This window comes from Mycobacterium sp. Aquia_216, assembly GCF_026723865.1.
Classification (GTDB): Bacteria; Actinomycetota; Actinomycetes; order Mycobacteriales; family Mycobacteriaceae; genus Mycobacterium.
Map to the genome: position 1 here is coordinate 4,932,749 of NZ_CP113529.1, position 19,077 is coordinate 4,951,825.

The 19,077-nt window shown below is 67.2% G+C and carries 13 protein-coding genes; 7 read left to right on the forward strand and 6 right to left on the reverse strand.

Annotation, left to right across the window (positions count from 1 at the left end; all coding sequences use genetic code 11):
* Positions 1-52: 52 nt before the first annotated feature.
* Together OK015_RS22975 and OK015_RS22980 are read left to right on the forward strand one after the other, a co-directional pair.
* The gene (locus OK015_RS22975; protein WP_268133013.1) at positions 53-646 is read left to right on the forward strand and encodes an LppP/LprE family lipoprotein; all 594 of its coding nucleotides are present in this window, start codon (positions 53-55) and stop codon (positions 644-646) included.
* Between the two features lie 58 nt (positions 647-704).
* Positions 705-4,112, forward strand: coding sequence for a TM0106 family RecB-like putative nuclease (locus tag OK015_RS22980; protein ID WP_268126394.1), 3,408 nt, complete (start codon positions 705-707; stop codon positions 4,110-4,112).
* Between the two features lie 23 nt (positions 4,113-4,135).
* Here the strand turns inward: OK015_RS22980 and OK015_RS22985 are convergent, their stop codons facing one another.
* Positions 4,136-6,019, reverse strand: coding sequence for an MDR family MFS transporter (locus OK015_RS22985; RefSeq protein ID WP_268126396.1), 1,884 nt, complete (start codon positions 6,017-6,019; stop codon positions 4,136-4,138).
* Between the two features lie 264 nt (positions 6,020-6,283).
* Between OK015_RS22985 and OK015_RS22990 the strand changes: the two genes are divergently transcribed.
* From OK015_RS22990 to OK015_RS23005, 4 genes are all read left to right on the forward strand, one after another.
* On the forward strand, positions 6,284-7,066 hold the full coding sequence (locus OK015_RS22990) for a hypothetical protein (protein ID WP_268126398.1): 783 nt from the start codon (positions 6,284-6,286) through the stop codon (positions 7,064-7,066).
* 189 nt (positions 7,067-7,255) lie between these two features.
* A complete protein-coding gene (locus OK015_RS22995) occupies positions 7,256-10,990 on the forward strand; it encodes a multifunctional oxoglutarate decarboxylase/oxoglutarate dehydrogenase thiamine pyrophosphate-binding subunit/dihydrolipoyllysine-residue succinyltransferase subunit (RefSeq protein ID WP_268126399.1) in 3,735 nt (1,244 codons plus the stop codon).
* A gap of 78 nt (positions 10,991-11,068) precedes the next feature.
* Complete coding sequence (locus OK015_RS23000) at positions 11,069-11,935, forward strand: SDR family NAD(P)-dependent oxidoreductase (protein WP_268126401.1); 867 nt, start codon at positions 11,069-11,071, stop codon at positions 11,933-11,935.
* Between the two features lie 100 nt (positions 11,936-12,035).
* Positions 12,036-12,866, forward strand: coding sequence for an SDR family NAD(P)-dependent oxidoreductase (locus OK015_RS23005; RefSeq protein WP_268126402.1), 831 nt, complete (start codon positions 12,036-12,038; stop codon positions 12,864-12,866).
* Between the two features lie 4 nt (positions 12,867-12,870).
* Here OK015_RS23005 and OK015_RS23010 read toward each other — a convergent pair whose 3' ends face one another.
* From OK015_RS23010 to OK015_RS23020, 3 genes are read right to left on the reverse strand one after another with little or no spacing between them, the layout of a single operon-like run.
* On the reverse strand, positions 12,871-13,749 hold the full coding sequence (locus OK015_RS23010; RefSeq protein ID WP_268126403.1) for a glycine betaine ABC transporter substrate-binding protein: 879 nt from the start codon (positions 13,747-13,749) through the stop codon (positions 12,871-12,873).
* A complete protein-coding gene (locus OK015_RS23015) occupies positions 13,746-14,918 on the reverse strand; it encodes an NAD(P)-dependent malic enzyme (protein ID WP_268126405.1) in 1,173 nt (390 codons plus the stop codon). Before OK015_RS23015 ends, OK015_RS23010 begins: the two co-directional genes overlap by 4 nt.
* A gap of 36 nt (positions 14,919-14,954) precedes the next feature.
* Positions 14,955-15,944, reverse strand: coding sequence for a malate dehydrogenase (locus tag OK015_RS23020; RefSeq protein ID WP_268126407.1), 990 nt, complete (start codon positions 15,942-15,944; stop codon positions 14,955-14,957).
* Between the two features lie 228 nt (positions 15,945-16,172).
* Here OK015_RS23020 and corA point away from each other — a divergent pair, with 228 nt between their 5' ends.
* Complete coding sequence (corA, locus tag OK015_RS23025) at positions 16,173-17,270, forward strand: magnesium/cobalt transporter CorA (protein ID WP_268126409.1); 1,098 nt, start codon at positions 16,173-16,175, stop codon at positions 17,268-17,270.
* Between the two features lie 22 nt (positions 17,271-17,292).
* Here corA and OK015_RS23030 read toward each other — a convergent pair whose 3' ends face one another.
* Positions 17,293-17,898 carry a suppressor of fused domain protein gene (locus OK015_RS23030; RefSeq protein ID WP_268126411.1) on the reverse strand — a complete coding sequence of 202 codons (606 nt, stop codon included), beginning with the start codon at positions 17,896-17,898 and terminating at the stop codon, positions 17,293-17,295.
* Positions 17,895-19,076 (reverse strand): ABC transporter ATP-binding protein, encoded by a 1,182-nt coding sequence (locus OK015_RS23035; RefSeq protein ID WP_268126413.1) that lies wholly within the window; start codon positions 19,074-19,076, stop codon positions 17,895-17,897. The genes OK015_RS23030 and OK015_RS23035 overlap by 4 nt, the downstream gene beginning before the upstream one ends.
* Position 19,077: the final 1 nt, after the last annotated feature.

Sequence of the window (19,077 nt, forward strand, 5' to 3'; positions counted from 1 at the left end):
ATCGGGCGACTGCGGCATGCCTGTCACACCGGCGCACGCGATGCCGGTACGGTTGCGCGATGTGTGGTGCCTACCGTGCCTGCCGTGCCGTGCCGAGCCCCTGACCGTCGGCGTCCTGCTCGCCGTGACGTTGAGCGGCTGCGGTTCGGGAGATTCGACGGTCGCCAAGACGCCGCAAGCCACCACGGCGCCCGCGTCGATCACCGCCCCGGCCACCCCGATGCCGACCGAAGTCGCTTCGCCCGGCCCCAGCACCCCGGCCGACCCGTGCGCGGTCAATCTCGCCTCGCCCACGATCGCGAAAGTGGTCTCCGACTTGCCCCGCGACCCGCGCAGCCAGCAGGCGTGGAACCCGGAGCCACTGGCCGGTAACTACAACCAGTGTGCCCAGCTGTCGGCGGTGATCATCAAGGCCAACACCAACGCGGTCAACGCGACGACCCGGGCGGTGCTGTTTCATCTCGGGCAGTTCATCCCGCAGGGAGTGCCGGACACCTACGGGTTCAACGGCATCGACGCGGCGCAAACCACCGGCGACACGGTGGCGTTGACCTACCCGAGCGGTATCAACGGCCTGAACACCGACGTCCGATTCCATTGGAACGGCAACACCGTCGACCTGATCGGCAACGGCGCCGGGCGCTGACCCGGCACACCCTCGCAGGAGCACCGCGCTGTCGGCCGCCTCCCCTACAGTGGCTGCTGTGTTCGTCACCGACGACAGCATCGTGTACAGCGCGTCGGACCTGGCCGCGGCCGCCCGATGCGAGTACGCGCTGCTCCGGAATTTCGACGCGAAGCTGGGCTGGGGACCCGCCGTCGACGTCGAGGACGAGTTGCTGGCACGTACCGCCACGCTCGGTGACGCCCACGAGCAACGCGAGCTCGACCGGCTGCGCGAGGAGTTCACGGACGGCGTCGCGGTCATCGGACGCCCGCCGTATACCCGCGCCGGACTGACCGCCGCCGCCGAGCAGACCCGGCGTGCCATCGTCAACCGCGCCCCGGTGGTGTATCAGGCCGCGATGTTCGACGGCCGCTTCGTCGGGTTCGCCGACTTCCTGGTCGCCGATGGTGAGCAGTATCGCCTGATCGACACCAAGCTGGCCCGCTCCCCCAAGGTCACCGCGTTGCTGCAACTCGCGGCGTACGCCGATGCACTCGCCGGGATGGGAGTGTCCGTCGCGGCCGAGGCCGAGCTGCGGCTGGGCGACGGCTCGGTCGTGCGGTATCGCGTCTGTGATCTGATCCCCGTCTTTCGATCGCAGCGCGCACTGTTGCAGCGGCTGCTCGACGGGCACTACGCCGGCGGCGACCCGGTGCGCTGGGAAGACGAGGGCGTGCGGGCATGCTTTCGCTGTCCGCTGTGCGTCGAGCAGCTGCAGTCCGGCGATGATCTGCTGCTGGTGGCCGGCATGCGAGTCAGCCAGCGGGACAAGCTGATCGACGCCGGGATCACCACGGTCGCCGACCTGGCCGAACATCGCGGGCCGTTGCCCGACCTGGCGGCCGGCGTTCTGGCCAAGCTGACCGCTCAGGCGAAACTGCAAATACGACAACGTGATACCGGGATCCCGCAGTTCGAAGTTGTCGATCCCCAGCCGCTCGCGCTGTTGCCGGAGCCCGACCCCGGTGATCTGTTCTTCGACTTCGAGGGCGATCCGCTGTGGACCGCCGACGGCCACGACTGGGGCCTGGAATACCTGTTCGGGGTGTTGGACGCCGCAGGCAAATTCAGCCCGCTGTGGGCGCATGGCCGGGTGGACGAGCGCAGGGCCCTGATCGATTTCCTCGCGATGGTGGCCAAACGCCGCAAGCGTCGACCCAACATGCACATCTACCACTACGCGCCGTACGAGAAGACCGCCTTGTTGCGACTTGCCGGACGTTACGGTGTCGGCGAGGACGAGGTCGACGAACTACTGCGCAGCGGTACGCTGGTCGACCTGTATCCGTTGGTGCGCAAGAGCATTCGGGTAGGCGCTGAGTCTTTCAGCCTCAAGGCTCTCGAGCCCCTGTATATGGGCACACAGCTGCGCTCGGGGGAGGTCACCACGGCCGCCGATTCGATCACCTCCTATGCCAGGTCCTGCGAACTGCGCGATGCCGGCCGCGCCGACGAAGCCGAAACCGTGCTCAAGGAGATCGAGGACTACAACCACTACGACTGCCGGTCGACTCAGGAACTACGCAACTGGCTGCTGGTGCGAGCCTGGGAATCCGGCGTCACACCGGTTGGTGCCCAACCGGTTTCCGGCGGCAACGCCGTCGACGGCCAGGACGAACTGGCGGCGGTCCTGTCGGCGTTCGCCGGGGACGCCGCGGTCGCCGACCGCACGCCGGAGCAGATCGCCGTCGCGCTGGTGAGCGCGGCGCGCGGCTATCACCGGCGTGAGGACAAGCCGTTCTGGTGGGCGCATTTCGACCGGCTGAACTTTCCGATCGACGAATGGGCGGACAACACCGACGTCTTCGTGGCCGACGAGGCATTCCTCAGCGTGGACTGGCACACGCCTCCGCGGGCCCGCAAGCCGCAGCGGCGCGTGGTGCTGCGCGGCGAGCTGGCCCGCGGCGACCTGATGACGGACGTCTTCGCGCTCTACCAGGCGCCGGCTCCATCGAGTATGAGCGGCAATCCCGACCGGCGCGCGGCCGGACGGGCCAGGGTCGTCGAGGTCAACGACCCCGCGGTGCCCACCGAGGTCGTGATCGTCGAACGAGTCGGCAGCGACGGCAACGCATTTCATCAACTTCCCTTTGCGCTGACGCCCGGGCCGCCGCTTCCCACGACAGCGCTGCGCGAGTCGATCGAATCCACCGCGGCCGCGCTGGCCGCCGGGCTGCCGGAATTACCGCGCACCGCGATGGTCGACGTGCTGGTGCGCCGCGCGCCCCGCACTCGCAGCGGTGCCCCACTCCCGCGCAGCACCGACACCATCGCCGATATAACAGCCGCGACACTGGATCTCGAGTCGTCCTACCTGGCGGTGCACGGTCCGCCGGGAACCGGAAAGACCTATACCGCAGCGCAGGTGATCACCGGTTTGGTCACCGAACACGGCTGGCGCGTCGGGGTGGTGGCGCAATCGCACGCCGCGGTGGAGAACCTGCTCGACGCGGTGATCGATGCCGGCCTGGATCCGGGCCGGGTCGCGAAGAAGAAGTACGACCACCACGCTCCGCGCTGGCGGGAAATCGACGGCGGCGAGTACGCAGCATTCATCTCGGCCAGCACCGGATGCGTAATCGGCGGTACGGCTTGGGATTTCGCCAACGCCAACCGGGTGCTGCCGGGCAGCCTGGATCTGCTCGTCATCGACGAGGCAGGCCAGTTCTGCTTGGCCAGCACGATTGCCGTGGCGCCGGCTGCGGTGAATCTGCTGCTGCTCGGCGACCCGCAACAGCTGCCGCAGGTCAGTCAGGGCACTCATCCCGAACCGGTCGACACATCTGCCCTCGATTGGCTCGTCGACGGCCAGCGTACGTTGCCCGACGAACGCGGCTACTTCCTGGACCGCTCGTACCGGATGCATCCGGCGGTCTGCGCCGCGGTCTCCGAACTGTCCTACGAGGGCAGGCTGCATCCGGTGACCGAGCGTACCGCCGCACGCGGGCTCGACGGGTATCACCCCGGCGTGCACGTGCTTTCCGTTCGCCACCAAGGCAACTCGATCGATAGCCCCGAGGAAGCCGACACCATCGTCGCCGAGATCCGACGGCTGCTCGGGTCGCCCTGGACCGACGAACACGGCACCAGGGGATTGGCGGCCTCGGACGTGCTGGTGCTGGCCCCGTACAACGCTCAGGTGTCGCTGGTGCGCCGGCGGTTGACATCCGCGGGTCTGGACGAGGTCCGAGTCGGAACCGTCGACAAGTTCCAGGGCGGCCAGGCGCCGGTGGTCTTCATCTCGATGACAGCGTCGTCGGTCGACGAAGTCCCACGCGGGATCTCGTTCCTGCTCAATAGGAATCGGCTCAATGTCGCTGTGAGCCGAGCACAGTACGCGGCCGTGATCGTGCGTTCGGAATTGCTGACCGAGTACCTGCCCACCACTCCGGCCGGCCTGCTGGAATTGGGCGGCTTCTTGGCCCTGACGGCGGGCACCCGGTAACGGTCCCCTCCGGCGGCCGGTCCCTACCGGCCTGGGGAACGGCCGGTCGGGTCCTCGTCCGGATCGAGCCGACGTCGCGGCGAGCCGGTTGTCCGCCGGCCCGGCGATGGCGCGCCCCGACGATTGCGGCTGGCCGGACCGGACAGGTGCGGCGGAAGCTCGACGACGGGCCGGATGCGCTTCTCGCGCTCGACGCGAGAGCCGTTGTGGGCAAATCCAATCGGTGCGGGTCGCGCCTCGACTGGGGCGATCTTGGCAGCGGTCCCGGGCTCGCTGCTCGGCTCGCGCCGCAAGATGACTTCGACATAGTCGTCGTCATCATCGGGTTCGTCGGGTCCGGACGCCACGCCGCCGATGCCCGCGCGAGACATCACCGAGGGCGCGAAGCCGACCAGGAACAGCGCGGTGCCGATCCCGAACAACGCGATGAACGCGGGCAAGAGCACCGATTGCGACATCGCGGCCGAGAACGGCTCGCGCAGGAATTCGGGCAGTTGCAACGGAATAGCCCCATCCCCCGCGTCTTGGCTGGACGCGCCCCGCGGCATCTCGGCACCGATCCGCCACGTCATGAACGCGGCCATCGCGGCGCTGCCGAGCACCGCACCGAGCTGTCGGACCGAGTTGTAGACAGCAGAGCCGGTGCCGGCCAGCTGCGGCGGCAAGTTGCGGGTGGCGGTGGCCGTCAGCGGCGACCACACAAACGCCATCCCGACACCAATCGCGGTGAACGGCAACACGAGCCGCCAGATCGGGGTATCCGGGCCCATCTCGAACGACAGCCACGTCAGCGAGATCGCCAGCACCGAGAACCCGAACCCGAGGACGGGCCGCGGGTGGTATCGGTCCACGATGCGGCCGACAAACGGCGCGAGCACACCGTTGGCGATTGCCATCGGCGCGATCAAAAGGGCCGAACGCGTCGGCGACAGCCCGCACACCGTCTGCGTATAGAAGGTCAGCGGCAGCATCATCGCCGTGGAGGCGAACGAGGTGATGGCCACCCCGACGCTGCACAGGGTGAAATCGCGGTCGGCGAACACGTCCAGCGGGATCAGCGGCTCCCGGGTGTTCACCGACTGCCAGTAGACGAACGCCGAAACGAACCCGGCGCCCGCGACGATCGTCGCCCAGATCCACGGCTGCCATCCGGCGGCCTGGCCCTGCTGCAGACCGAACACGATCAGAAACACGCCCACCGCCGACAAGCCCACGCCGACCAAATCGAACCGGTGCGCCTGGGTGGGCAGCTCCGGAACCAGCCACACCGCCAACGCCAGCCCGGCGATGCCGATCGGGACGTTGACGAAGAAAATCCACTCCCAACCCAGCCCGTCCACCAGCACGCCACCGGCCAACGGGCCGACCAGGCTGGCGACGCCGGCGGTGGCTCCCCACACGCTGACCGCCACCCCGCGCCGCTGGGGCGGGAAGATCCGGGTGATGGTCGACAAGGTCTGCGGCGTGAGCACCCCGGCGCCGATCCCCTGCACGACCCGGGCGGCGATCAGCATGGCGGCACTACCCGCCAGCCCGCACCACATCGAGGCGGCGGTGAACGCCACCAGACCGATCAGATAGAGGTTCTTCGAGCCGAACCGGTCACCGAGCCGGCCGGCCACCAGCAACACCACCGCGTATCCCAGCAGGTAGGCGCTCGTCACCCAGACCACGGCGTCGTACCCGATATGCAGGTCGGCCATGATGGTCGGGTTCGCGATCGCGACGATGGTCGAGTCGACCATGATCATGAAGAACCCGATCATCATCGCCCAGAGCGCGTGCCACGGGTTCCCGCTCCTCAGAGCGCCGGAAGGCGCCAGGAACTTGCGGTCCTTGGCCAAGTCGGCGCGACTCGTCCCCGCGCGCCGGGCTCCGCCGGACGCCCCGGACGTCGGCGTGGTCATGCACTCACCTCGCTTCAGTGCCCGACGATCGGCTTACCGCGGAGCAGCTGCGATACCGCCCGCACGCAGCGAATCCACCCGACCGCAACCGGCAAACGGCCCGCATCGCCACCGACCAGTGTCCAGCGTGCATTATCCCGGGTTGGCCGACGGGCTGCGCACCCCCTGCCATCCGCGGCCGGGTTCGCGCACGCGCTGCGGCTGGCCCCGCGTTCAGCAAACCCGCGTTAGCCTGGGAGGAACGCCATTGGCAGGAGAAGCACTATGAGCGCGCGACGTACTAGGTCACGGTCCCTGAAACGATCCGAGCAATTGCCGGATGACGCGGCGTCCGGAAGCTCCGGTCGCCCGAAGCGTTCGACGCGCGCATTGGCGCAGGTCATCGAGCGGAGTTCACGTGTCCAGGCCCCTGCCGCGGAGGCCTACGTGGCCCGGCTGCGGCGGGCATATCCCGGCGCGAGTCCCGCCGAGATCGTTACCAAGCTGGAAAACCGCTACCTGACCGTCTTGATGGCCAGCGGTGCCGCGGTCGGTTCCGCGGCGACCTTCCCCGGGATCGGAACGCTGACGGCGATGTCGGCGGGTGCCGGCGAGACCGTGTTCTTCCTCGAAGCGACCGCGGTCTTCGTCCTGTCGACCGCCCTGGTCTACGGCATCCCCGCCGATCACCACGAGCGGCGTCAGGCGCTGGTGCTATCCGTCCTGGTGGGCGACGACAGCAAGCGTGCGATCGGCGAGCTGATCGGTCCCGCGCGCACCAACGGGGGCTGGCTGGCCGAGGGCATGGCGTCATTGCCGCTGTCGAGTTTGGGGCGGCTCAACACACGGATGCTCAAGTACTTCGTCAAGCGCTACGCCCTGCGCCGTGGCGCGTTGATGTTCGGCAAAATGCTGCCGGTGGGCATCGGCGCCGCGATCGGTGGCGTCGGCAATCGCATGGTGGCCAAGAAGATCGTCGGTAATGCCCGCCGGGCATTCGGCCCCCCGCCGCCCCGGTGGCCGAACACCTTGCTCGTGTTGCCGACGGTGCGCGAAGTGCGCCAGTAGCCGTCCGGCCCCCGGTTCCACGGTCTCGCTGGCGAATTACCGGCAAAGGGTTAGCCTTTATGAGGCGGAAACGTAGCAGACCGCCGCGGGTATGAGGTACCTCGTCAATCGGGGTGCGCAGAGTCGCAGGCGCCGCGCAATAGCGCGTACAGAGCCTGCAGGACACGAGAATTGAGGCGAACAGCGGCCGTGAGCAACGTCAGTTCACCATTCGGGCAGAACGAATGGCTGGTCGAGGAGATGTACCGCAAGTTCCGCGACGACCCCTCTTCGGTGGATCCGAGCTGGCACGAGTTCCTGGTGGACTACAACCCCGAGCCAACCGGCGCGACGGCCCAGGAAACCCCGAGCCCGGGTGACGGCCAGGCGGCGGCGCCCAAGCCCGTCGTCGTCGCCGAGCCGCCGGCCGCCGCGCCCCCCCAGCCCGCCCGCACCGCTTCGGCCGGCAACGGCGCCGCCACGCCGCCGCCCGCTGCGCCCGCTCCCACCGCGTCCGCCCCGAAGCCCCCCCTGCCCCCGCCCGCCGAAGGCGACGAGGTGCAGATACTGCGCGGCGCTGCCGCGGCCGTCGTCAAGAACATGTCCGCGTCACTGGACGTGCCGACGGCGACCAGCGTCCGTGCCGTCCCGGCGAAGCTGATGATCGACAACCGTATCGTCATCAACAACCAGCTCAAGCGCACTCGCGGCGGCAAGATCTCCTTCACCCACCTGCTGGGCTATGCGCTGGTGCAGGCGGTCAAGAAGTTCCCCAACATGAACCGGCACTATGCCGAGGTCGACGGCAGGCCCACCGCGGTCACGCCGGCGCACACCAACCTGGGTCTGGCCATCGACCTGCAGGGCAAAGACGGTAAACGCTCGCTGGTGGTCGCCGGCATCAGGGGCTGCGAGACGATGCGGTTCGCGGAATTCGTCTCCGCCTATGAAGACATCGTGCGCCGGGCCCGCGACGGCAAGCTGACCGCCGAAGACTTTGCCGGAGTGACGATTTCGTTGACCAACCCCGGCACTATCGGCACCGTGCACTCGGTGCCGCGACTGATGGCCGGCCAGGGCGCCATCATCGGTGTGGGTGCGATGGAATATCCCGCCGAGTTCCAGGGCGCCAGCGAGGAGCGCATCGCCGAGCTGGGTATCGGCAAGCTGATCACCCTGACCTCGACCTACGACCACCGCATCATCCAGGGTGCGGAATCCGGCGATTTCCTGCGCACCATCCACGAGATGTTGCTCTCGGATGCGTTCTGGGACGACATCTTCCGTGAGCTGGGCAACCCGTACCTGCCGGTGCGGTGGAGCACCGACAACCCGGACTCGATCGTCGACAAGAACCCCCGCGTGTTGGAGTTGATCGCGGCCTACCGCAATCGCGGGCATCTGATGGCCGACATCGACCCGCTGCGTCTGGACACCGGCCGGTTCCGTAGCCACCCCGACCTCGAAATCCTCAATCACGGCTTGACGCTGTGGGATCTCGATCGGGAGTTCAAGGTCAACGGCTTTGCCGGGTGCGAGTACAAGAAGCTGCGCGATGTGCTGGGCCTGCTGCGCGACGCGTACTGCCGCCACATCGGCGTCGAATACACCCACATCCTCGAGCCCGAGCAACAGCGATGGCTGGAAGAGCGGGTCGAGACCAAGCACGTCAAACCCACGGTGGCCGAACAGAAGTACATTCTGAGCAGGCTCAACGCCGCCGAGGCATTCGAAACCTTCCTACAGACTAAATACGTTGGGCAGAAGCGATTCTCGCTGGAAGGTGCCGAAAGCCAGATCCCACTGATGGACGCGGTGATCGACCAGTGCGCCGAGCACGGCCTCGACGAGGTGGTCATCGCGATGCCGCACCGGGGCCGGCTCAACGTGCTGGCCAACATCGTGGGCAAGCCCTACTCGCAGATCTTCAGCGAGTTCGAGGGCAACCTGAACCCGTCGCAGGCGCACGGGTCCGGCGACGTCAAGTACCACCTCGGCGCCACCGGCGTGTACCTACAGATGTTCGGCGACAACGACATTGCGGTATCGCTGACCGCCAACCCGTCGCACCTGGAAGCCGTCGACCCGGTGCTGGAGGGATTGGTCCGGGCCAAGCAGGACCTGCTGGAACTCGGGCACGTCGACGGCGAAGAAGAACGGGCCTTCTCGGTCGTGCCGCTGATGTTGCACGGAGACGCCGCCTTCGCCGGTCAGGGCGTGGTCGCCGAGACGTTGAACTTGGCACTGTTGCCCGGCTATCGCGTCGGCGGCACCATCCACGTGATCGTCAACAACCAGATCGGCTTCACCACCGCGCCGGAGTACTCCAGGTCGAGCGAGTACTGCACCGACGTGGCCAAGATGATCGGCGCGCCGATCTTCCACGTCAACGGCGACGACCCGGAAGCCTGCGTGTGGGTGGCGCGGCTGGCCGTGGACTTCCGGCAGACGTTCCGGAAAGACGTCATCATCGACATGCTGTGCTACCGGCGGCGCGGACACAACGAGGGCGACGACCCGTCGATGACCAACCCCTACATGTACGACGTCGTCGACACCAAGCGTGGGGCCCGCAAGAGCTACACCGAAGCCCTGATCGGCCGCGGCGACATCTCGCTGAAGGAAGCCGAGGACGCACTGCGCGACTACCAGGGTCAACTGGAGCAGGTGTTCAACGAAGTCCGTGAGGTGGAGAAGCACGGCGCGCTGCCAAGCGAATCCGTCGAGGCAGACCAGATAGTGCCCGCCGGGCTCGCCACCGCGGTGGACAAATCGCTGCTGGCCCGCATCGGTGATGCGTTCTTGGCCGTCCCGGAGGGGTTCACCGTGCACCCGCGCGTGCGACCGGTGCTGGAGAAGCGCCGGGAGATGGCCTACGAAGGCAAGATCGACTGGGCCTTCGGCGAGCTGCTGGCCCTGGGATCTCTGGTGGCCGAAGGCAAGCTGATCCGGCTGTCCGGGCAAGACACCCGTCGCGGCACGTTCTCCCAGCGGCATTCGGTAATCATCGATCGCAACACCTGCGCCGAATTCACCCCGTTGCAGCTGCTGGCGACCAACAAAGACGGCACCCCGACCGGCGGCAAGTTCCTGGTGTACGACTCACCGCTGTCCGAGTACGCCGCCGTCGGCTTCGAATACGGCTACACCGTCGGCAACCCGGACGCACTTGTGTTGTGGGAGGGGCAGTTCGGCGACTTCGTCAACGGCGCGCAGTCGATCATCGACGAGTTCATCAGCTCCGGTGAGGCCAAGTGGGGGCAGTTGTCCAACGTGGTGCTGCTGCTGCCGCACGGCCATGAGGGGCAGGGACCGGACCACACCTCCGGCCGCATCGAACGCTTCCTGCAACTGTGGGCCGAGGGTTCGATGACGATCGCGGTGCCGTCGACCCCGTCCAACTACTTCCATCTGCTGCGCCGGCACGCGTTGGACGGCGTTCAGCGCCCGCTGATCGTATTCACCCCGAAGTCCATGCTGCGCAACAAGGCGGCGGTCAGCGACATCAGGGACTTCACCGAGATCAAGTTCCGCTCGGTGCTGGAGGAACCCACCTACGAAGAAGGAATCGGCGATCGCGGCTCGGTCCGCAGAATTCTGCTGACCAGCGGCAAGATCTACTACGAGCTGGTGGCCCGCAAAGCCAAGGAGAACCGCGACGACATCGCGATTGTGCGGATCGAGCAGCTCGCGCCGCTCCCCAAGCGGCGGCTGGCCGAAACGCTGGACCGCTACCCCAATGCCGGCGAATTCTTCTGGGTGCAGGAGGAGCCGGCCAACCAGGGTGCGTGGCCGCGTTTCGGCCTGGAGCTGCCCGAGTTGCTGCCGGACAAGTTGACCGGGATCAAGCGCATCTCACGTCGGGCGATGTCGGCGCCGTCCTCGGGTTCGTCCAAGGTGCACGCCGTCGAACAGCAGGAGATTCTCGACACCGCCTTCGCCTGAGTTTCCTTAGTCACCGGCCGGGCCTTGGTGAATACCGGCTAGCCTCGACGCATGGGGCGGACTTGGGAAAGGGCTCACATGCAGAAGTTCGCCGGCAAGGTCGCCGTGGTGACCGGTGCGGGTTCGGGTATCGGCCAGGCGCTGGCCGTCGAGCTCGCCCGCTCGGGTGCCAGCGTGGCGATCAGTGACGTCAATGTGGACGGGCTAGCCGAGACCGAACAACTGCTGACCGCCATCGGCGCCCCGGTCAAAGCCGATCGACTCGACGTCACCGAGCGCGAGGCCTTCCTCGCCTACGCCGACGCGGTCAACGATCACTTCGGCAAGGTCAACCAGATCTACAACAATGCGGGGCTCACCCACATCGGCACCCTCGAGGTCAGCGGATTCAAGGACATCGAACGGGTGATGGACGTCGACTTCTGGGGTGTCGTCAACGGCACCAAGGCCTTCCTCCCCCACCTGATCGCGTCGGGGGACGGCCACGTCATCAATATCTCCAGCGTGCTAGGGGTGATGGCGCTGCCGGGTCAGGTTGGCTACGTCTCGGCCAAGTTCGCCGTCCGCGGCTTCACCGAGGCGCTGCGCCAAGAGATGGTGGTGGCCGGCCACCCGGTCGGAGTCACCACGGTGCACCCGGGCGGCATCAAGACCTCTTTCGGCAGCAACGCCGAGATCGCCGACGGCATGGGACTCTCCCAGGACGAGGTACTCGCGAACTTCGACCAGCAGGTGGCCAAGACCACTGCGGAGCAGGCCGCCCGCGCCATCCTGGCCGCGGTGGACAGCAACAAAGCCCGGGTGCTGATCGGCCCTGATGCCAGAGGCGCGGACCTGATGACGCGGCTGTTCGGCGCGCGATACGGCGAGCTGATGTTCGGCGGCCCGACGCTGCTGGGCCGGTTGGCGACCTTCGTGCGCCGGCTGATGGCGCGCAAGAGCTGACGCCCGGCCACCCGGGCAGCCCGCCCGGCCACCCACTGCTACCCGGGACCGCTGGTACCAGTAATCTCGAGGCGAGTGTGGACACGAGGGAGGGGTGCGCATGCAGGGTTTCGCGGGCAAGGTCGCGGTCGTCACTGGCGCGGGATCGGGGATCGGCCAGGCACTGGCCGTTGAACTCGGCCGCTCGGGTGCCAGCGTGGCGATCAGCGATGTCAACACCGAGGGACTGGCGCAGACCGAGCAACAGCTGAAGGCCATCGGCGCCCCGGTCAAAACCGATCGACTCGATGTCACCGAGCGCGAGGCCTTCCTCGCCTACGCCGACGCGGTCAACGCGCACTTCGGCAAGGTCAACCAGATCTACAACAACGCCGGCATCGCGTTCACCGGCGACATCGAGGTCAGCCAGTTCAAGGACATCGAACGGGTGATGGACGTCGACTTCTGGGGTGTCGTCAACGGCACCAAGGCCTTTCTGCCGCACCTGATCGCCTCCGGGGACGGCCACGTCATCAACGTCTCGAGTGTGTTCGGGTTGTTCGCCGTGCCTAGTCAGGCGGCGTACAACTCGGCCAAGTTTGCTGTGCGCGGCTTCACCGAGGCGCTGCGGCAGGAGATGCTGGTGACCGGCCGCCCGGTCGGGGTGACGACGGTACACCCGGGCGGCATCAAGACCGGGATCGCACGCAACGCCACCGCCGCCGAGGGACTCGACGCGGCCGAACTGGCCAAGGTATTCGACAAGCGGATGGCCAGCACCAGCCCGGAGAAAGCCGCACGGATCATCTTGGCGGCGGTTCGCAAGAACAAGGCCCGGGTGCTGGTCGGCACGGACGCCAAGGTCCTGGACGCGCTGGTGCGGCTGACCGGTCCGGGATATCAGCGGCTGTTCGGACCCGTCTCGAGCCGCTTCACTTCGACCAAGCGATAGGTCCTCAGCGCCCGAGCGGGTGATCGACGAGCCAGCCGCCGGCGACCGCCTGTGGGTCGGCACCGCCGTCGACCTGGCGGCGCATCTCGGCCAGGGCCGCGGTGTCCAGTACGCCGGCCACTTCGTTGATCGCCAGCACCTGCCGGTCGGTGAGCACGTTGCGGCGATACAGCGGCACCACGTTCTCCGCCCGGATCAGCGCGGGTTTGCCGTCGGCCAGTGGCACCAGGTCGCCCGGAATGGCGGGGTCGGCGGTGGTGGTCCACCCCGCGGTCAGCTGCCCGGCCCGCAGCGCCGCGAACATCGTTGCAACATCTGGGAATTCACGCGGGGCGACCAGCCGGCAGCCACCGACTACCGATGGCGCCCGGTGGCCGGCGACGATCCCGGCGACCAGCCCGTCGCAGTGTTTGCCCAGCGCGCTCAGGTCCGCGCTGCGGTCCTGGCCGCCCCACGCCTTGGCGGTGGATTGCGTCACCAGCAGCACGGGTTTGTCCTCGGCGGCCGTGGTGTAGTCACCCGCGGCGATGCCCTCGGGCAGCGCCGACACCATCGCGCGGTAGACCTGCTCGTCGGAGAGCGCCATGGCGCCGGGTTGCAAGGCCAGCAGCGTCTGGCCGGTGAAAGCCGGCGTGACGGTGACGGCGCCGGAGTCCAGCTGCGCCATCGGGTCGTCGGCGGTCTCGGCTTGCGCGGCGAATCCGTAGGACCGCAGCGCCGCGAGGTACACGCCGGCCAGCAGCCTGGACATGGCGTCATTCTTGGAACCGACCACCAGCGCAGGCACGGTGTGATGGTCGCCGGGTCCGGCCGTGCAGCCGGCGCCGAACGGGACAGCGAGCGCAGCGGCGACCAGAAACGCCGCCAGCTTGCCGATTTTCACTCCGAGGCGTCTGCAGCCTGCGCCACGGCCTGTGCCACTGCCGCACCGACGCGCAGGTCCAGCGGGCTCGGCACGATCCGGTCGGGCGCGAGGTCGTCGCTCACGACGGAGAAGATCGCCTCGGCCGCGGCCACCATCATCTTTTCCGTGATCCGCCGCGCCCCGGCATCCAGCGCGCCGCGGAACACCCCGGGGAATGCCAGCACGTTGTTGATCTGGTTGGGGAAGTCGCTGCGGCCGGTGGCCACCACCGCGGCGTATTTGGCCGCGACGTCGGGTTGAATCTCGGGGTCGGGGTTCGACAGCGCGAACACCACGGAATCGGACGCCATGGTGGCGATGAGCTCCTCGGGCACCACACCGGCCGACACCCCGAGAAACACGTCGGCTTCCTTGAGCGCTTCGACCATGCCGCCGTGCAGACCGCGGGGATTGCTGCTGCGCGCCAGATCGGTCTTGACGATGTTCATGTCGTCGCGGCCAGTGTGCAGGATGCCGCGCGAGTCGAGCACGGTGATGTCCGAAACACCCATTGCGAGAAGCAGTTTCGAGCACGCAACACCCGCTGCCCCGGCGCCTGAGACCACGACCCGCATCGAGCCCATGTCGCGGCCCAGCAACTTGCTGGCGCCCATGAGCGCCGCCAGCACGACGATCGCCGTGCCGTGCTGGTCGTCGTGCATCACCGGGCAGTCCAGCGCTTCGACGAGCCGTCGTTCGATCTCGAAGCAGCGGGGCGCGGAGATGTCCTCGAGGTTCACCGCACCGAACGTCGGCCGCAACCGCACCAGGGTTTCGACGATCTCGTCGGGTTCCTTGGTGTCCAGCACGATCGGGATCGCGTCCAGGTCGGCGAATTGCTTGAACAGCGCGCTCTTGCCCTCCATCACCGGCAGCGCAGCCGCGGGCCCGATGTCGCCGAGACCGAGCACAGCGCTGCCGTCGCTGACGACGGCCACCAGCCGGTTCGCCCAGGTGTAGCGGTCGGCCAGGGTGTGGTCGGCGGCAATCGCCCGACTGACCTGCGCGACGCCCGGGGTGTAGGCGATCGACAATGCACGCTGCGTGTCCAGCGGGGATTTCATCTCCACCGAAAGCTTGCCGCCTACGTGAGCCTCGAAGATCTCGTCGTCGCCGATGACGATGTGTGAGGGCACGATTTCGGACACGGGCCCAGGGTACTGACTACCCATTAGTAGCCCTAATCAGATCAGCTTCAGCTCGGTGACCGCGGCGCGTTCGTCGACCAGCTCGGCGGTGGTCTTGTCGATGCGGCCGCGGGAGAACTCGTCGATCTCCAGCCCCTGCACGATCGACCAGTTGCCATCCTTGGTGGTCACCGGGAACGACGAGACGATTCCCTCGGGCACGCCGTAAGAGCCGTCAGAGAAGACGGCCATCGACACCCAGTCACCGTCCGGGCTGCCCAACAGCCAGGAGCGGGCTGCGTCGACGGTGGCCGACGCGGCCGAGGCGGCCGAGGAGGCGCCGCGCGCGTCGATGATCGCCGCGCCGCGCTTGGCGACGGTCGGGATGAAGTCGTTCTCGATCCAATTCTGGTCGTTCACGACCTCTGCGGCGTTCTTGCCGCCGACCTCGGCGTGGAAGATGTCGGGGTATTGGGTGGCCGAGTGGTTGCCCCAGATGGTCACCTTCTTGATGTGGGTGACGGCGGCGCCGGTCTTCTTGGCCAGCTGCGAGATCGCCCGGTTGTGGTCCAGGCGGGTCAGCGCAGAGAACCGCTCCTTGGGGATGTCGGGGGCGTTGCTCAACGCGATCAGCGCGTTGGTGTTGGCCGGGTTGCCGGTCACCCCGATGCGGACGTCGTCGGCGGCGACGGAGTTGAGCGCCTTGCCCTGCGCGGTGAAGATCGCGCCGTTGGCCTCCAGCAGGTCGCTGCGCTCCATGCCCGGGCCGCGCGGCCGCGCGCCGACCAGCAGGGCCAGGTTCACGCCGTCGAAGATCTTGTTCGCGTCCGCGCCGATCTCGACGCCCGCCAGCAATGGGAACGCGCAGTCGTCGAGCTCCATCACGACGCCCTCGAGCGCCTTGAGCGCGGGCTCGATCTCGAGCAGCCGCAGTTCGATCGGGCGGTCCGGGCCCAGCAGCGAGCCGCTAGCCAGGCGGAACAACAGGCTGTAGCCGATCTGGCCGGCAGCGCCGGTGACGGCTACCTTCAGAGGAGTTGCGCTCACGTCGATTGGCTCCTTATGGAGAAAGTTCGGTCGTTTGGCTTCGCGTCGAAACTAGCGCACCCCTGCCAGCCCGGAACCTCCGGTCCGACGCCGCGGCCAGTTCGCCGCTGACCGTCGGGCGGCCGGCCCGCGCCCGCGGCCACCGCGTGCCGTTTCATCCCGCGTTTTACCAGTACGCGTAGCATGGAGCACCGCTCCGCCAGACCTGCGCTGCGATAGGAGGTTGAGGTGTTCGAGGGTTTTGACGCACTGCCGGAAGTGCTTCGGACGATCGCGCACGAGCCGCAGCCAGAACCCACTTCCCCACCCCCGCCGCACGAAGCCCTGGTCGACTGCGCCGTCTACGTGGGGGGCCACCGGCTGCCCGGCAAGTTCACCTACGCGGCCGCGTGCAGCAAGGTGCACCAGATCGAGATGCTGGGACACGAGGCATTCGTCTGGGTCGGCTTGCACGAGCCGAACGAGACCCAGATGACGGAAGTGGCCGACGTTTTCGGGTTGCACCCGCTGGCCGTCGAAGATGCGGTGTGCGCACATCAGCGACCCAAGCTGGAGCGCTACGACGACACGCTGGTGTTGGTGCTCAAGACGATCCAGTACGTCCCGCACGAGTCGGTGGCACTGGCCCGCGAGATCGTGCAGAGCGGCGAGGTGATGGTCTTCGTCGGCAAGGATTTCGTGGTCACGGTCCGCCACGGCGAACACAGCGGGCTGGCCGACGTGCGCAAGAAGTTGGAAGCCGACGGAGAACAGCTGCAGCTGGGGCCGTATGCGGTCATGCACGCGATCGCGGACTACGTCGTGGACCACTACCTCGAAGTGACCCAGCTGATGGAAGCCGATATCGACAGCATCGAGGAGGTCGCGTTCGCCCCCGGCCGCAAGTTGGACATCGAGCCGATTTACATGCTCAAGCGCGAGGTCGTCGAGCTGCGCCGGTGCGTCAACCCGCTGTCAGCCGCCTTCCACCGCATCCAGTTGGAGAACAAGGACCTGATTTCCAAAGAGGTACGGCGCTATCTGCGCGACGTCGGCGATCACCACTCCGAGGCCGCCGACCAGATCGCCAGCTACGACGACATGCTCAACTCGCTGGTGCAGGCGGCGCTGGCCCGTGTCGGCATGCAGCAGAACAACGACATGCGCAAGATGGCGGCCTGGGCCGGTATCTTGGCGGTGCCCACCATGGTCGCGGCGATCTACGGGATGAACTTCCATTTCATGCCCGAGCTGGACTGGACGTGGGGTTATCCGGGTGTGATGGGCTTGATGACGGCCGCCTGCCTGATCCTGTACTTCCAATTCCGGCGGAACAACTGGCTTTAACTCGCCCGCATCCAGGGCCGCCTCAATTCGGTTGTGCCGCGCGACGATTCGGGTCCAGGACGTCGACGCCGTCGCTCTGCCAGGCTTGCCGCATGGCCTCGGCACCTTTGAGCCGTACCCACGCCGCCTCGGTCGCGGTGATCGGCGTCGCCGAGAGAAACACCACCGGGCTGCGCGGTGGCTCCAGCGGCAGATCAGCAATGTCACTGCGGCCCAACAGGACAGCGGTGAAGGGCACCCGTCGCGACGGCCATGCCCACAGCGGCGAGCCGAGATCGATCAGCGCGTCGGGAACGAGCACCATACCGTCGACGGCCGGCGAAGCCGCCAGTATCGCTAGGCTGCGGGCAATTCCGGTGGCCGGTCCGGGATCTCGCAGACGCAGCGCCACCTCGGCGCGCGGACCGTGCAACGGGTCGACGACGATGTCGGTGGGGTCGCCCATCGGGTGGCGCGAGCAGCCCAGCGACACGTACTGCACCAACCCCGCTGCGGACCGGAATCGGAGCACCTCGATGGGTTCGGTACCCAGAAATGTCACGCTCGCCGAATCGGGCTCGCCCCAGGCCCCCGCCTTCGCGAAGTGTTCGCGCAGGTGTCCCCGTGCCTGGTCCAGGATCTGGCTCACTGCCCTGCGGGGACAGCGGCGACGGTGAGATTCGCCCCGGAATCGGCATCGAAGACGGCGAGTTTCGCGGCGTCGAACGCCAATTGGACCGATTGGCCGACGACGACTTTCGACGCTGCGGGAACCCTTGCCACGAACTCGTTTTCGACAACCTCCGACTCGGCGGCCAGCTCGTCGAGTTGCGTCGAATGCACGTCGCACCCCGTGGTGGTGAAGTACACGTATTTGTCGGCCCCCAGCGATTCGACCAGGTCCACCTTCACCTCGAAGGTCGCCGCCGTGATGCGCTGGTAGCCGTCGATCAACGCGGCGTCCAGCAGGTGCTCGGGCCGCACCCCGACGATGACGGTCTCCGGTCTCGGATGCCCGGCGATCACATCCTGGACTTCCGGCGCCAGCATCACCTCACCGAAGGGCAGCGTCAGCCCGGTCGGCGTCAACGTGCCGGGAAAGAAATTCATCGGAGGCGACCCGATGAATCCCGCGACGAAAAGATTCGCGGGACGCTCGTAGACCTCCTCGGGGGTGCCGATCTGCTGCGCGACACCGCCATGCATCACCACCACGCGGTCGCCCAGCGTCATCGCCTCGGTCTGGTCGTGGGTGACGTAGACGGTGGTGGTACCCAGTCGGCGCTGCAGCCGGGCAATCTCCCCGCGCATCTGCACCCGCAGCTTGGCGTCCAGGTTGGACAGCGGCTCGTCCATCAAGAACGCCTTCGGATGGCGCACGATGGCCCGCCCCATCGCAACCCGCTGCCGTTGGCCACCCGACAGCTGGGAGGGCTTGCGGTCCAGAAGCTCGCTCAGGTCAAGGATTTTCGCTGTCTCGGAGACTTTCTGCGCGATGTCGGCCTTCTTCATCTTGGCCAGGGTCAGCGGGAAGGCGATGTTCTGCCGAACGGTCATGTGCGGGTACAGCGCGTAGGACTGGAACACCATGGCGATGTCGCGATCCTTCGGCGCCTTGTCGTTGACCCGTTCGCCGCCGATACGCAGCTCGCCCGACGAGATATCCTCAAGGCCGGCAATCATATTCAGCGTGGTGGTCTTGCCGCAGCCGGACGGGCCGACCAGGATCAGGAATTCGCCGTCGGCGATGGTGAGGCTCAAGTCCCGCACCGCCGTGTGCCCGTCGGGGTAACTCTTGTTGACGTGCTCCAGCACAATCTCGGCCATC